17 protein-coding genes are annotated in these 14,210 nt (G+C 51.1%); 9 read left to right on the top strand and 8 right to left on the bottom strand.

Annotation, left to right across the window (positions count from 1 at the left end; all coding sequences use genetic code 11):
- Positions 1–5: 5 nt before the first annotated feature.
- Together hppD and VGS11_00255 are read right to left on the bottom strand one after the other, a co-directional pair.
- A complete protein-coding gene (gene hppD, locus VGS11_00250) occupies positions 6–1,094 on the bottom strand; it encodes a 4-hydroxyphenylpyruvate dioxygenase (GenBank protein HEV2118531.1) in 1,089 nt (362 codons plus the stop codon).
- 84 nt (positions 1,095–1,178) lie between these two features.
- Positions 1,179–2,012, bottom strand: a complete 834-nt coding sequence (locus tag VGS11_00255; protein ID HEV2118532.1) for an alpha/beta fold hydrolase — start codon at positions 2,010–2,012, stop codon at positions 1,179–1,181.
- 227 nt (positions 2,013–2,239) lie between these two features.
- Between VGS11_00255 and lsrF the strand changes: the two genes are divergently transcribed.
- The 3 genes from lsrF (at position 2,240) to VGS11_00270 (ending at position 4,419) form a co-directional block, all read left to right on the top strand.
- Positions 2,240–3,067 carry a 3-hydroxy-5-phosphonooxypentane-2,4-dione thiolase gene (gene lsrF / locus VGS11_00260; protein HEV2118533.1) on the top strand — a complete coding sequence of 276 codons (828 nt, stop codon included), beginning with the start codon at positions 2,240–2,242 and terminating at the stop codon, positions 3,065–3,067.
- A 55-nt stretch (positions 3,068–3,122) separates the two neighbouring features.
- The gene (locus tag VGS11_00265; protein HEV2118534.1) at positions 3,123–3,791 is read left to right on the top strand and encodes an alanyl-tRNA editing protein; all 669 of its coding nucleotides are present in this window, start codon (positions 3,123–3,125) and stop codon (positions 3,789–3,791) included.
- Between the two features lie 163 nt (positions 3,792–3,954).
- A complete protein-coding gene (locus tag VGS11_00270) occupies positions 3,955–4,419 on the top strand; it encodes a hypothetical protein (protein HEV2118535.1) in 465 nt (154 codons plus the stop codon).
- A 27-nt stretch (positions 4,420–4,446) separates the two neighbouring features.
- Here VGS11_00270 and VGS11_00275 read toward each other — a convergent pair whose 3' ends face one another.
- Complete coding sequence (locus VGS11_00275; protein ID HEV2118536.1) at positions 4,447–5,019, bottom strand: nitroreductase family protein; 573 nt, start codon at positions 5,017–5,019, stop codon at positions 4,447–4,449.
- A 120-nt stretch (positions 5,020–5,139) separates the two neighbouring features.
- Between VGS11_00275 and VGS11_00280 the strand changes: the two genes are divergently transcribed.
- From VGS11_00280 to VGS11_00295, 4 genes are all read left to right on the top strand, one after another.
- On the top strand, positions 5,140–6,069 hold the full coding sequence (locus VGS11_00280; GenBank protein ID HEV2118537.1) for an ATP-binding cassette domain-containing protein: 930 nt from the start codon (positions 5,140–5,142) through the stop codon (positions 6,067–6,069).
- A complete protein-coding gene (locus tag VGS11_00285; protein ID HEV2118538.1) occupies positions 6,062–6,844 on the top strand; it encodes an ABC transporter permease in 783 nt (260 codons plus the stop codon). Before VGS11_00280 ends, VGS11_00285 begins: the two co-directional genes overlap by 8 nt.
- The gene (locus VGS11_00290; GenBank protein ID HEV2118539.1) at positions 6,841–7,608 is read left to right on the top strand and encodes an ABC transporter permease; all 768 of its coding nucleotides are present in this window, start codon (positions 6,841–6,843) and stop codon (positions 7,606–7,608) included. Before VGS11_00285 ends, VGS11_00290 begins: the two co-directional genes overlap by 4 nt.
- 106 nt (positions 7,609–7,714) lie before the next feature.
- On the top strand, positions 7,715–8,512 hold the full coding sequence (locus tag VGS11_00295; GenBank protein HEV2118540.1) for a hypothetical protein: 798 nt from the start codon (positions 7,715–7,717) through the stop codon (positions 8,510–8,512).
- Here VGS11_00295 and VGS11_00300 read toward each other — a convergent pair.
- From VGS11_00300 to VGS11_00315, 4 genes are read right to left on the bottom strand one after another with little or no spacing between them, the layout of a single operon-like run.
- Positions 8,509–10,323 (bottom strand): hypothetical protein, encoded by a 1,815-nt coding sequence (locus VGS11_00300; protein HEV2118541.1) that lies wholly within the window; start codon positions 10,321–10,323, stop codon positions 8,509–8,511. The two genes, VGS11_00295 and VGS11_00300, sit on opposite strands and share 4 nt — an antisense overlap.
- Before the next feature lie 17 nt (positions 10,324–10,340).
- On the bottom strand, positions 10,341–10,838 hold the full coding sequence (locus VGS11_00305) for a winged helix-turn-helix transcriptional regulator (protein HEV2118542.1): 498 nt from the start codon (positions 10,836–10,838) through the stop codon (positions 10,341–10,343).
- Positions 10,828–11,142 carry a hypothetical protein gene (locus VGS11_00310; protein HEV2118543.1) on the bottom strand — a complete coding sequence of 105 codons (315 nt, stop codon included), beginning with the start codon at positions 11,140–11,142 and terminating at the stop codon, positions 10,828–10,830. Before VGS11_00310 ends, VGS11_00305 begins: the two co-directional genes overlap by 11 nt.
- 24 nt (positions 11,143–11,166) lie before the next feature.
- Entirely contained in the window at positions 11,167–11,604 is a 438-nt protein-coding gene (locus tag VGS11_00315) for a hypothetical protein (GenBank protein ID HEV2118544.1), read from the bottom strand.
- Positions 11,605–11,863: 259 nt separating this feature from the next.
- Here VGS11_00315 and VGS11_00320 point away from each other — a divergent pair, with 259 nt between their 5' ends.
- The gene (locus tag VGS11_00320) at positions 11,864–12,670 is read left to right on the top strand and encodes a hypothetical protein (protein HEV2118545.1); all 807 of its coding nucleotides are present in this window, start codon (positions 11,864–11,866) and stop codon (positions 12,668–12,670) included.
- A 144-nt stretch (positions 12,671–12,814) separates the two neighbouring features.
- On the opposite strand, the gene VGS11_00325 is transcribed toward VGS11_00320, so the two are convergent.
- Complete coding sequence (locus VGS11_00325; protein ID HEV2118546.1) at positions 12,815–13,198, bottom strand: CopG family ribbon-helix-helix protein; 384 nt, start codon at positions 13,196–13,198, stop codon at positions 12,815–12,817.
- Between the two features lie 102 nt (positions 13,199–13,300).
- Here VGS11_00325 and VGS11_00330 point away from each other — a divergent pair, with 102 nt between their 5' ends.
- Entirely contained in the window at positions 13,301–14,167 is an 867-nt protein-coding gene (locus tag VGS11_00330; GenBank protein HEV2118547.1) for a hypothetical protein, read from the top strand.
- The last annotated feature ends 43 nt before the right edge of the window (positions 14,168–14,210 follow it).

The following is a 14,210-nucleotide window of genomic DNA, read 5'->3' on the forward strand; positions in this document are numbered from 1 at the left end:
TGAGGCTAGAGGTTTCCGCGTTTTGCCTGTTCGGCTTCTATCGATTGGAACAGGGCCTTGAAGTTGCCTTTTCCGAAGGATTCGCTTCCCTTTCTCTGGATGAGCTCGAAGAAGAGTGTGGGTCTGTCCTGAAGAGGTTTGGTGAATATCTGAAGCATGTAGCCCTTCTCATCCTTGTCGACCAAGATGCCGAGGCGTTTGAGATCATCTATTCTCTCCGAGATTCCCCCGACCCGCTTGGGAAGTTCAGCGTAGTAGCTGTCGGGTGTTTTCAGGAACTCGATCCCGCGTTCTGCTAGTCTTGCGACTGTGCCGACAAGGTCTTCTGTGGATATGGCGAGGTGTTGTACGCCTGCACCTTTGAAATAGTCCAGGTATTCCTGAATTTGCGATTTTCTCTTTCCCGCGGCAGGCTCGTTGATCGGGAACTTGACAGTCCCACTAGGATTGCGCATGACCTTGGAACGGAGAGCGGAGTATTCGGTGCTGATGTCCTTGTCGTCAAAACTGATGAGTTGCGTGAACCCGAAAACATTGCCGTAGAACTCGACCCAATAATCCATCTTTCCCTCCTCCACGTTAGCGACCACGTGGTCCACGTGTTTCAATCCAACTGACTCGGCTTTGCCTTGGAAAGGTATGTATCCAGGGGCGAATATTCCGCGATAATCGTGGCGCTCAATGAAAGTGTGAACGGTATCGCCGTATGCTGCGATGGCGGCACCTCGAATTGTACCATGATCGTCCTTGAGAACCTTAGGGGCCTGTATTCCCTTCGCGCCTCGGCGAACTGCCTCCTTGTATGTCCAGTCAACATCCTTGACCCGCATCGCGACATCGGCCACACCATCTCCATGCGTGATAACGTATCTGGAAATCGGATGGTCTGGAACTAGAGACGAGGTTAGTAGAAGTCGGATATCGCCTTGCTGCATAAGATAAGAGATCTTGTCCTTGACCCCTGTCTCAGGCCCACTATAGGCGACGGGTGAAAATCCGAAACCGTTCTTGTAAAAGTAACTTGCCTGCTTCGCGTTTCCAACGTACAGCTCGACATAGTCAATTCCCTCAATGGGCAACGCGTCGTTCTTCATCTTAGATCAAAACCCTGTCATCAACTCTGAACCATTTAACCTATTTCTCAGCTGCCGAGATGGGGTTACGAGAACCACAGTAGGTTAGAGAAGATTATCGGAGATGAAGCCCAGGACAATCTTCTCCACCTCGTCTGGCGCGTCCTCCGGAACAAAATGACCCGCCTTCACCTGAGTCAGCTTTGCATTAGGAATCATCTTTGTCACTCTCTCAGCGTAGGTCGGTGCCGTTTTTCCTGTTCCCCAGATCACGAGGGTCGGAATTTTGAGCCGAGGAAGACCCTGCTCGATCTCCTTCATTGGCTTGAAGCTAGGATGCGTGGGCGAATCTGGAAACATTCTTGGAAATGCCTGGTAGGCCTTCTTCGCCTCGTCGTCGGGAAAAGGAGCCCAGTATGCTTGCATGGCGTTCTCGGAGATGTTCTCAGGATGGACGGATGACTCTTTGACGATCGCGGGGGTAATTTTTGCTGCAACTTGTGGAGGAAGTCGATAGTCTGATGTTAGGAAAGTGTTCATGATGACTAGTCCCGCGACGTTTTGTGGGTGTCGTATTACGTACTGCATTGCGAGGGGTCCTCCCCAGTCATGCAGTATCAGGATCAGATTTCTGAGCCCTAGAGATTCGATGTAGCTGGACACTATTCTTGCGTGGTGTGGAAAGTCGTGAAGGTCCGGGTTCGGTTTGTCGGATTTTCCAAAGCCCATCAGATCGAATGCGAGAGCTCGATGACCGGATCCGGTGATGGCAGGGATGAGGCGTCTCCACATATAGGACCAAGCGGGGTTGCCGTGGATCATCACGACTGGACGTGTCCCCGATCCTTCGTCCACGTAGTGAATTGCCAGACCGTCTATGTGGACCCATCTTTCCGCGAAGGGCCAACCGTCAAAGTATGGCCAGCCTTGTCGGATCATCTACAAGCCTCTTCAGCAGACTGTCGTTGACGAGATGCGCGGCCCGGTTGTGATATAGGGATTTAGTAGCCTCCGGCGGTCCATTCAGGTATCGAGTTTTTGACCGTGCTCCGAGACTATTCTGTGACGATTTCGCAACCACTCTGACATTTCTTCCACGTCCCAGACTCCTTGGGAGAAACTGTAATATCCGATTGCCATCCCTCACCGGTTGAGCTGACGGGATAATGGACTGGGGAATGAAAAACCGGCTTTCAAGAATAATCAAACCCGAGACCGGTAGAACAGTGATGCTTGCAGTAGACCATGGCTACTTCATGGGCCCCACTCACAAGCTTGAGGAGCCTCGGAAGACAATCGAGCCCCTCCTGGCTTATTCCGATGCAATAATGTGTACTCGCGGGGTGCTCCGGACCTCCGTCGATCCCAGATCGAATGTCCCTATTGTCCTACGGGTATCAGGAGGAGCTAGCATTATCGGGGAGTCTCTGACAAACGAGGCTATCACGACCTCTATCCACGACGCCGTTCGACTTAACGTGGCTGCAATGGCTCTTTCGATCTTCGTCGGGTCTGCCCACGAGCATCAAACCCTGACGAACCTAGGCAAGCTTGCGAACGAAGGCGAGGAACACGGCATTCCGGTTCTCGCCGTTACTGCAGTAGGAAAAGAACTGGAGAAAAGGGACGCGCGCTATCTTGCCCTAGCGTGTAGAATCGCCGCAGAGCTAGGAGCCCATTTTGTCAAGACATACTACTGCGAAGATTTCGGGAAAGTCGTCAAGGGCTGTCCAGTGCCATTGGTTGTTGCTGGAGGACCAAAACTTGAGACAGAACTAGACGCATTCCAGCTCGCCTACGACGCAATTCAGGAAGGAGCCGTCGGCGTCGATATGGGACGAAACATCTGGCAGTCGGAACACCCCGTTCCTATGATAAAGGCGATCCGAGAGATAGTGCACCGTGGCGCGACTGTCAGAGAAGCCCAAGAAGTCTACAACCAGTCTAAGAATATCAAAGAGCCAGTAATCGTAAGATCCTCCGCAGCACGCTAGTCGACTTGAGGAGAGATTGTACATTACCCGGAAACTGTACTGGGAAGAACCCTACTTGAAAGAATTTGCCGCAAAGATAGTTTCGATTGAAGGGCAAGCAGTTGTTTTAGACCAAACGCTATTCTATCCTCGAGGCGGCGGTGTAGCTTGCGACACCGGGACCCTGGACGCATCGAAGGTCAAGGAGACAACAAAAGCCGACGACGAGATAGTTCACACGCTAGAGTCACTAACATCTCTGAAGGTCGGAGACAAAGTGGCGGGACATGTTGATTGGGAGAGGAGACACAGCCTGATGAAGATGCACACTGCCGGCCACCTTCTCAGCTCTTTGTTCTATTCAAGGGCCAACTGCCGAATAACGGGAAACCAAATAGACGTGGACAGATCTAGAATGGATTTTGATCTCGAAGCCTTTGACCGGAACAAGATTGAGGGATATGTTTCCGAAGCGAATGAGCTGATTAGAAAAGATGCCCCAGTCAAGACGTACTTTCTGAAACGGGAAGAAGCCCTCAAGCTTCCTGACATGGTGAAACTTGCAGAAGCCGCACCGCCAGCCGAGGCCCAGCTTAGAATCGTCGAGATAGAAGGCATCGATCGCCAAGCCGACGGCGGACTGCACGTAGCCCATCTCAAAGAGATCGGACAAATCCAGCTGCTAAAGCTGGAGAACAAGGGAAAAACGAACAGACGACTATACTACGACCTTCGAAACTCATAACACGGATCTATTCTCGACTCCCTATTCCAACGTCAGCCGCCAAAAGATATCCCGCTGTAGTGGCCAGAAATGACCGTGTGTATCAGAAAGCGTAGTAATGATCGGTTCGCACGTTGAGCCACAACCCTTACCTTTCACAACTGCCCTTGGCGGCCGTTCAGGATTGGAAGATCCATCTGAAAGGCCGCTGTCCATGCTTCGACCCAGCAAAGGGACAGTTGTGATCATTGTCGCAATCTTACTGATCACTTCCTCCGTCGTGGCCTATTTTTACGCAATCTACCTGCCATCAACAGCGACAACGCCTTGCATAACGACTGGGCGCACTCATTGCTTTACAATCGTTGCTAATTCGAACGGATACAACGCGAGTCGTAATCAGCCTCTCCCATACCCCATCATGAACGTTCAGAGAGGTGACACGGTTGTCTTGCGCCTCATCAACAACGATTCTACACAATCCTACGGCCTTGCGGTCCAGTCTTACACGCCGAACGGAATCGTCACACACCCTGGTGACACCAAGTCAACTAGCTTCCAGGCAACAACAACGGGCAAGTTCCGAATCTATGATCCCATCATCACAACAATCGAGGTTTATGAAAAAGCAGAATTGGACGTAAGTTAATCCGAGCAAGATATTCGATTATTGAGGTCACCATTTTTCACGGTGGACAAAATCCTTGAAGGGTCGTCGTCCCCGTTTCAGCGAGGCCGAGGGAACCTCACTGGCAAGGTCAGGATAACCTAGAGATAAGACCCCGACGGGCTCGTAGTGTTTTGGAATGCCTAGCTCTTTTCTCAGGATGCCTGGTTTGAAGATTCCAACATTCCCCGCGAAGGCTGCCGCAAGCCCCTCGTCCGCAGCGGCGAGAAATACCAGCATGCAGCTACATCCGACGTCGAAATACCAAAACGGGACGGGCCAGTTGATTTCCTTGCCTCCCGAGCGGATCTTGTCAGGCTCGTGATACCTATCATGAACGATCTTCTCGCTGACGCAAGGTATCAATAGAACCGGCGCGTCACTCTTCAGATCTCTGAGCTCACGGATCCTCTTTCGTTGTTCTTGGTCGGTTACGACTACGAAGGCGACCTCTTGGCTGTACCCGGCACTAGGATAGTGTTGAGCGAGGGAGAGAATCCTATCTATTTTCTCTCTCGGAACAGGGTCCGGTTTGAAGGCTCGAATCATCTTACGGCTGAGAACTGTTCTTGCGAAATCCATCTTGGTCGAATCTCGCTCGGGGCTTCCTCAAAAGTGTGCGTGGGTGAGTCGCGGGTTTTTATTCGGCTTCTCTTCGATTTGCTGAGTTCCTCACGCTTCACAATCTAGAGTTGGTTGCCCGTGATAACTTTCGACAATGCTGGAAAACGCTTCGGCAATCTAGACGCTGTCAAAGACTTCTCCATCACCATCAAGGACGGAGAGATTCTTGGGCTTCTCGGTCCGAACGGAGCAGGGAAGACTACTCTCATGCTTATGATGGGAACCGTCTACCGCCCCTCGAGTGGAACAATAACAGTCAACGGCTTTGATGTTGTGAAGCATCCGAACGAGGTTAGGAGACTCATCGGAATCGCTTTCCAGGATCCCAGAGTGGACGGGATCCTGAGCGGGTTCGAGGTACTGAACTGGCACCTCAAGATGACCACAACCCACGACAAAGACGAGCGCCGACGCCGAGTCGAAGACGTCCTGAAAGCGCTGGACCTGTGGGACTCGCGGAAGAAACGGACGTGGCTGATGAGCGGAGGTATGAAGAAGAAGATTGAGGATGCAAAGATCCTGGTTCAGCGGCCGAGCATTGCGGTGTTCGACGAGCCCACCGCCTTTCTCGATGTTCCGAGCAGGTTGCTGGTCTGGAAGATGATCCGCCAGTTGAGAGACGAGGGATCTACCGTCATCGTCGCCACGAATATGATGGACGAGGCTGAACGGCTCTCCGAGAGAGTTGCGATAGTCAACAAGGGCAAACTGGTTGCGAGCGAAACCCCAGAACAATTGAAGGGAACCGTAAAGGGCGGAGAAGTGCTAGAGCTCACTCTAAACGATGGGCACGAATTCAGGCCTGATATGTTGACCAAGTTCCCAGAGGTCCATGATGTCAAGAAACAGGACAACAAGATTTTAGTCTTCCTCAATTCGGGCACACTTCTTCTGCCGAAGATAGTTGATACTCTAAGCACTCAAGGGTTCAAGATCGAAAGCGTCAAGCTGAAGGAGGTTAGTCTGGAGGATGTCTTCCTCACCTACACCGGGCAACGTCTTGAATAAGACGACCGTAGCCGCGAAATCGCCTACTCGTCTTATTCTTCAGATGGCTCTTAGAGATGTGTCAGTCCTGTTCCGTACTCCTTGGATCATTATAACCAGAGCCCTAGCTTTCATCATACAGCTCTTTGTCTTCGCATTCCTGATTAGCGGCCTCATCCATATTCCAGGGCTCAATTTCTTCGAATACTACGCCGTTGGAAGTGTGGTAGCCACGATCGCTTCGATCTCGTTTGTTATCGGCTATGACATATTCGAAGAAGCAGAGGAAGGCGTACTCGATTATCTGCTGACGCTTCCTATACCCAGACGCCAGTTCATCATTGGACGAGCTCTCGGCGGAGCAATGAGAGCAATAATCTACACTATACCTATGTTCCTAATCGTCGCTTTCGTCTGGGGGTTCATTCAACCGCTATCCATTCTTACAGCTCTTCTCGCTCTATTCCTCTTGGCTTTTGGCGTTACTGGTATGTCGATAACCGTGGCTGTGAGCGTGAAGAGCGCCAACAGATTCGACGTCGTTCTCGCACTTCTGGAACTCGCGGTGTCAAGGGGAAGTACGGCTCTCTACCCTATCGCTTTCATGCCGTTCTATGTTTCGTTATTCGCCCCCTTCTCACCGGTTTCGTTTGCTGCTGATACTGCTCGTATGTCACTCGTCAAGTTCACTCTTGACCTTCCCGCCTTGGCAGGCCTAGCAGCGTTCGTTGTCATTTTCCTCGGATTGGGCTCAGTGTTCTACTTCCGGCGTCTCGAAGGAGGAATCTACGGTTGAGCAATGCAAGGCTCATCCCTCTGATCATTGAGAGGGATGTGCGGGTTCTCTTCTCCGACGCGTTTCTTGTCGCAATAATGTTCGCAAATTTCGCGATCGACCTATTTGTGACCGCCGCTACCTTCGGCCGGCTAGTTACAGGTCAAGGTGCAAACTACTTCCTCTTCATCGCGCCTGGCTCGAATCTCATAACGGCGATGGTTGCCGCATTTCAATCCGGCAGGGATGTCTGGCGGGAGAAGTACATCAAAGACCTGACATCGTACCTTCTGACTCTCCCGGTGCAAAGGCCGGTCCTCGCCTTCTCAAGGGTCCTAGGCGGAGTAGTCAGAAGTGTGATCGCTACGTTCCCTGGGACCCTTGTCATATGCTACCTTTACGGGATATTGTTTACTCCGAAGACTTTGGTAGCCTACTTGATAGTAGGCCTCTTCTCGCTGGGAATAGTCGGCCTCTCCATGGCTATCTCGGCGTTCTCTTCGAGCATAGAAATGTGGGTCACTGTCAGAAGTGCTATCCAGCTCTACCTGTCGTTTCTCAGCGCCCTCTTCTACCCGGTCAGCGTGTTTCCAAGCTTCCTCGCCCCGATAGTCTCGTCAAACCCCATGACGTGGGCTATCCAGGCATTCCGGCAACTTTCGCCCATTCCTTTCTCACAAGTCCCTGTGGGCGACTCATTGGGATCGATCTTGATTCTCGCGGGACCCTCGCTGGCCTTTGCAATGCTCGGGACCATCTGTTACATCTGGTACTCGAAGCTATAGGCGGCCAAGGCTTACCAGCATCCCCGAGGGATCCAACAAGTTGCAAGGCAGAAGCGGCCCCACAAAAACTGCTCGCCAAGGTACGAGAATCTCAAAACGAGCGCAAGTGAGAGACGAAAATTCATCGGTCACGAGGCCTGAGATCATCGAATCCCTCATCACGACACTGAAACCATTGGACTACGTTCATGCCTTCTGGGAAGGAGGCGCTGCAGCCTTTGAGAGGGTTGACGAATGGTCTGACATCGACGCTTACCTGTTGGTTGATGACTCGAAGATCGCTGAGACATTTCTCGCGGTCGAGAAAGCCCTCGAATCGTTATCTCCGATCAAGCAAAAGTACGTCGTTAGCCAGAATTGGCCAGGTGTGACCCAGGCCTTCTATTCCCTAAAGCGGGCGAGCGAGTATCTGCTTATCGACCTCGGCATCTTGACAGAGTCCAGCCCCGAGAAATTCTTGGAACCTGGAATACATGGCAAGGTAGTCTTTTACTTTAACAAGATCGGAGTAATCGAAAAGCCTGACCTAGACCATCGCGCATTCGACAAGAAAGTGGAGAAGAGGCACAGAGCACTGAGGGAGCGGTTTGGAATGTTCGGCAACTTTGTTCAGAAGGAGATAGACAGGGAAAACAGTCTCGAAGCGCTAGAATACTACCGGACAATCGTGATCGCGTCTCTTGTTGAGGCTCTTCGCATCAAATATTGTCCAGCTCACTACGATTTCAAGATGCGATACATTCACTATGAACTTCCTCCTAGGACTGTCAGAAAGCTGGAAAATCTCTGTTTCGTCAGAGGAAGAGATGATCTTCAGAGAAAATACCTCGAAGCAGTACAATGGTTCAACAAACTTGCCAGAGAATCCAGTGCCTCGTCTGCATCCCAAGAGCCTGAGCTCTAGGGCGGAAGCCGCTCATCAGCTGACTTAGCCTTGGCTGCTGCATCTTTCTTCCGCCGCCAGTCCCTCCACAACAGGTACGCTACGATGACAAAGAAGGCTAGAGATCCGATATCCAATCCTACCCCTACATAATCTGGTCCAGCTGGTTGTCCGTTAGGCGGAGGCGGGGGGAGGCCGATACACTTTGCCGTTGATGTCGGTATTACTTGTACTGCGAAGGCGAAGAGGATCAAACCAATTGTCACAGCTGTGCCGATCGGAAGTTTAGTATTCGACGTTGCAGAACCCGATCGCAATCTCCTTCTTCTGACCATGACGGTTGCTAGCAACAAGACTGCCGCCGCGACGACGATGGCCGGAAGGTACGTTTGCAGAAGGGTGAGAAATGAAAAATTACCGTGTACTTGGAGAAAGATGAATCCGACGGTTGAGGAGTTCCCGTTGGTGGCGACGATCCCAGCGGTGTAGAGTCCAGATGGTAAGTTATTGTCCGGGGTGATTTTGAGGGTGACGGTCTTGGCTTGGTTCGGGTTGAGGGTGAGGCTGTAATTTGACAGTGAAACCTCAGTTGTCGCGGTTTGACCGTACGTGGTGAAAGTACTCGTGACACTTAGTCCAACTGTGACTGCAGTTGTTGCGGTGTTCAACAGGGATAATTGCGAGCTGACGGTTTGACCTGCGTTAACCATGGTCGGAGTGAGTGTAGAATTAATTGTCATATTGGAAATTGCATTCGAAGGGATCATCCCGATCCGGTTTGCCGTATATTCTGTGAACCAGAAGTTGCCGTTTGTATCTATGGCGTTTAGGAGAGAATATGCCAGCCCGGAGGTGGGAATAGCGAACTCATCCATAATCCCACTGACCCGGTCTAGGCGTCCGACTCTGTTCCCGAAGTGTTCGACGAACCAGAGTCTGCCCTGCTTGTCGATCGCGATGGTGGCCGGGGCGGTTGTCTTGAATGTTGAGGGCTGTGTCGTCGGGTACTTTCTGAAGGTCGAATTGGATGGAATCAGTTGAGCGATTGAGCTTGCACCGTGCTCCGAGAGCCATACGTTCCCGCTCCTGTCGACGGCTATCCCGACTGGTGAAACTAATGAGACGGAGGGTGTGAATTCCTGGAATGTGTTGGAGGACATATCGAACCGTGCAACCTTATTCTCAAAACTCTCCGTTATCCATAGGTAGGACGTTCCGTTCTGGAGAGCAAGCTCAGCAGGGCCCGAGTTCGAGGTTGGTAGAGGATACTTCGTGACCTGACCTGTTATCGGATCAATTTTTCCTATGTTGTTCGCCGTTGTGTCTGTGAACCATACGTCGCCAGTGGCATTATCAGCGAGGACGAAGACTGGCGTCGACATGGGCGTCTTCGTCAAGTATTGGTTGAATTTTGGAGGCGAGGCGGTTGCATTGAGGACCCATATACTTGGACTGTTCTTGTTCTGATCGGTAAACCAGATTCTCCCTGAACTATCCAACGACAGAGATGCAGGGATTGCTCCCCCTGTCTCGGGTATGAGAAATTGGTTGAATGTTTTGGATGACTCGTTGAACTCTCCTATTTCGCCTGTGTTATACTCGACGAACCAGAAGATGTGGTTCGGGCCGGAGACGATTGCGTTCGGCCCCGGGTTCGCGTACGGTATCTGGAACTCTGTGATGGGAGAGTTGGAGTTTGGTTGTTGAGTAATCCATTTGGTTCCGGTCACTCCTTTGGTGTCGTAGTGCGATTCTAGGAACAGGGCGGAGAGGGACAGGACGCAGATTGCTGCGAACATGAGACCTAGGCGTCCCCTATTGCGCATCTTCAAACACAGGCATTTCTGCCTTAGAAGTCCCACAGGTCTATGAATCTGTCACTGGCCTTCTTCAGCAGATTCGGGTTCTGGTTCCTCAATAACAACCGGATCTGTTCAGGTTGTTCCAGCTCGTAGAATACGCCAAGATCGCTTGTTCGACTCGGCTTGACTATCCCTGCTCGCGTTAGATCTGCTATGTGCTCACTTACTGTCGACTTTGCCAGTCCTGTAATATCGCAAAGCTGCTTGTTAGAAAGAAGGGAATCTGAAGCGAGGCTTTCAAGGATTTTGCGGTCGGTGTCCCCTCGAAGGAGGGGAAACATCCTTTTCTCTGCCTCACCAATGCCTGAAGGAAATAGTCGAGAGTAACCTCCATCTTCAACTCGGATGATCTCGCCAGTTTTGGTCAGTCTATCCACATGATACCGTGTAGTGTTGAAAGACATGCCCAGCAGTCTTTGGAGTTCTCTGAGATGGACTCCCGGGAGAATGGAGACGATGAATCGGATTCTTACTCTACTGCTCACTTGTGTTCCCAAGAGTCTTTCCACCTCGAACCAACAGAGCCAGACTGAAACTGGTTAGCATTAGAAAATCTAGAAAGTGGGATAAATGTATCCCTGTAAGCGGAATGTAGACCAACTGGTTTGACAGAAACAAGGTCTCCATAAGTTCCACGACTTGGCTTAGAGCAAGAAAGGTGAAAGCGAGCGAGAGAAACATGTATCGAGTATCTCTCCGGCTCGCGTAGGCGAGCAAAGAAATCAGCAAAACCACCGCAGAGAAGGCGACCAGCAGGACATGGACAACTGCGTCAGTGCCAAACGTCAATAATCTACCTCCTCCGTGAGACCATCAAGGGTTGACGTTGACCTCTCCGCTCTGCATTAGGACATGGATTGAGCATTCGATGAAGCAGTAGACTCGATACGAGCCCAACAGGCTAGCGTTGAAGGTCACATCGCTGCATTGGCCAGGGCCCAATTTGAGCCCCTTGTTGAAGTAGGTGGTTATCGCGAAGCCATGCGACTCGACTGTGTCATTGTTCACTACATGAATCGTAACGTTGGCTCCTAGTGTAACATTCATCACGGGCCAGGAGCCACTATGGAACTTGCTACCGTTGAATCCGATGTTTATTCCTTCGTCGGCCATTACTACGACGAAGTAAGCCGAGTTTGGCGCTTTGGTAGGATGACTCGCGCAGCTAACGGTCCCAAGCCCGAACCAATGAAACGTGTATGCGGAAGTGAAAAAACCAGTGAGAGCGATCACAACAAGAATGCCGGCCAAAACTAGTTTTGAACGCCTCGTTTTCAAAAGATTCGTAATATATGATCTCCGATAGGCATCACTCTCAGTACTGGTTTCCAAGTCGAAAGGCAAGGCACGTAGCATGGAACCTTAACAGTAGGATGAATTTAGCACTAGATCACAGTAAATCCCGTTGATTAAGAAAGTTGTGGCTCAACTCGCGAACAGGGGACGATTCGTCTGGTTCGTAACTTGAGCCAATAATCTTAGAAACATTCGTAGCTAAGATGGCGCAATCATGCTAGGGTTCCCAGATAGTTTCCTACCTTGGACCGCGGCCACTTTGATTCCTGCCTTCCTAGGACTACTCATTATCGTCATGGCCGGAAATTTCTTGAAAGCAAAGTATCTGGCGGCCTTCGCAATCGGCGTATTTCTCTGGTTTTTCGTGGACACGATTGGCGGAGCAGCGGGCCTCGACGTCAACTCCGGTTTCTCCGGGGGAGGCGGTCAACTTACACTTTCCGCATTATTTGCAATTGGTTTGCTGTTCTTCTTCACAATTGACCGAAATCGGAATATCCTTTCACCCCAGCTAGCGATTGGAAAATATGGATTGGTCATACCATGGCTCGTCGCCGCGGCACTAGGAATTCATGGGCTCGGCGAGGGAGCCGCGTTCGGGGGGACCGCTGCCCTAACGTCAAGCACGTCATTGCTCGATGCTTTTGGAGGTTACTCAGGCGGGGTGGCCTACATCTTGCACAAGGCGCTTGAACCTATGATGATAGGTGCGTGCTATTGCGTCTACGCGAAAGAACATGCAAAAGGAGCTGCTGGTCGGCTAGGAGACCTTCTCTTACTGAGCGTAACATTCGTGATTCCATCACTTCTCGGTGCAGCCACGGGTTACTATCTCACCTATGATAGTAGCTTCTTCTACGCTCTCGGCACGGGCACCTCGGTCTACGCTCTCATCCGACTCGCGGGACCGCTCTTCGACAACACTCAACCTGCAAGCTCAAAGGAATCCATCAAGATGGCCATTTTGATCGCGTTCGGTCTACTAGTGATATATTTCGCCGCGCTATTCCATTCAGGATAAGATCGAACGCTTCTCCTCTTCTCCCGTCGATGAAGGAGTGCGACTGCGATTATCAAGTCAGATTGATGCAGAGTCTCGGGTTCGTCCAGCGTCTGAAGAATCTCTTTCTCACTGATCAGCTGGGACCGTTTCGTCAATTCTCACTCAGACTACGAGCAGCCTTACGCTTCTCAGCTTCTTCTCCTTCTGGAATGCACTAGTCATCGATGCGACCTTCCTCCCTTCTCCTTCTAGGAGAAACAGCTCGAAGCAGTTGTTTTGACCTATCTTATTGTGAATGTGTGTTTGCACGATATCATCGTAGGCGTGCTTCAATCGAGTGATTGGCTCTTCGTTCGATTCATCATGCGTAACTACGAGAATTGCGGCTACTCGGCCGGTGAGTGACGCTTTCTCCTTTGAGTCAGAGAGCAGGAGACGGATTGCAGTTCTCACGACGTCGGATCTTCCGGCGAATCCTTGGGATTCCTGAATCGCAGTCATAGAATCAACGAGTTCGATGGGAAGAGAGACGCTAACTATGGGCATTCAATTTACCTTCTACAGCTAATAACTTTCGGCCATTCCCTTATATCAAGATTATTAAATTCCGGAAAATACTTAATAATTCCATCACAACCCTCGCGTGCTGTGACCACTCTTCTCCCGGAATGGATCGTTCTTCTGCTAGGTTCTCTGGGGCTTGGAATGCTCCACGGTGTCATTCCGGACGAACACACTTGGCCAATCACATTCAGCTACTCCGTGGGCTCGGCTACCGGGCGAGGGGGAATGCTCTCGGGCATATTCTTCGCCTCGGCCTTCACACTGCAACGCGCGATAATGGCTCAGCTCGTCTACTTTGCACTCGCTAGTTATCTCGCCTTCGATGAAGGCCTGAACGCTCTCGTGTACGTTGCTGTCGGAATCGCCATGTCTATCGCGGGATACTTGATACTTCGCGGAAAGTTGCCATCTTGGCATCCACTGACCCGATTCCTGCGTACTCGTGGTGGAACGCATTATGACGAGAAAGGAGTTTCAAGACGAGTTCCAACGCACTGGTGCGTGATCCATGGATTCATCGCTGGGTTCGGTGTCGACACGGGGCTATTCACTACCTTCATCTATTTGGTCGCTGTTCCAGCAATGCCGGCCGCGTACCTCGGATTTGCTCCCGGAGCAGCATTTGGGTTTGGCACGTTAACCGTGTTGCTTGCAATCGGCTCGGTGTTTGGCGGCGTCCTCCAAATCGCAAAGAGGTGGGGTCCGGAACGAGTCCAACTCTTCGGCACGAGAGCCGGGGCACGCAGTTTGTTCTACGGTGGAATAATATTCATCATCGCCGGATTACTCTTTCGAACTGGTATTCAAGACACCATTCCCCTAGACTTTGGCAATCTGATTGTTCTAGCGTTCATGATAGGTGTGATCGTTCCGGTAATGATCGTCACTTGGAGAGAAGTCAAGACGAGCCCTGCCCCCGACACACTAACTCATCTCGCTGAGTCTCCCTAGTTTCTACTCGGAAAGACATGTTCGCAATAACTACACGATCAGT

This window comes from Candidatus Bathyarchaeia archaeon, assembly GCA_035935655.1.
Lineage (GTDB): Archaea > Thermoproteota > Bathyarchaeia > 40CM-2-53-6 > 40CM-2-53-6 > 40CM-2-53-6.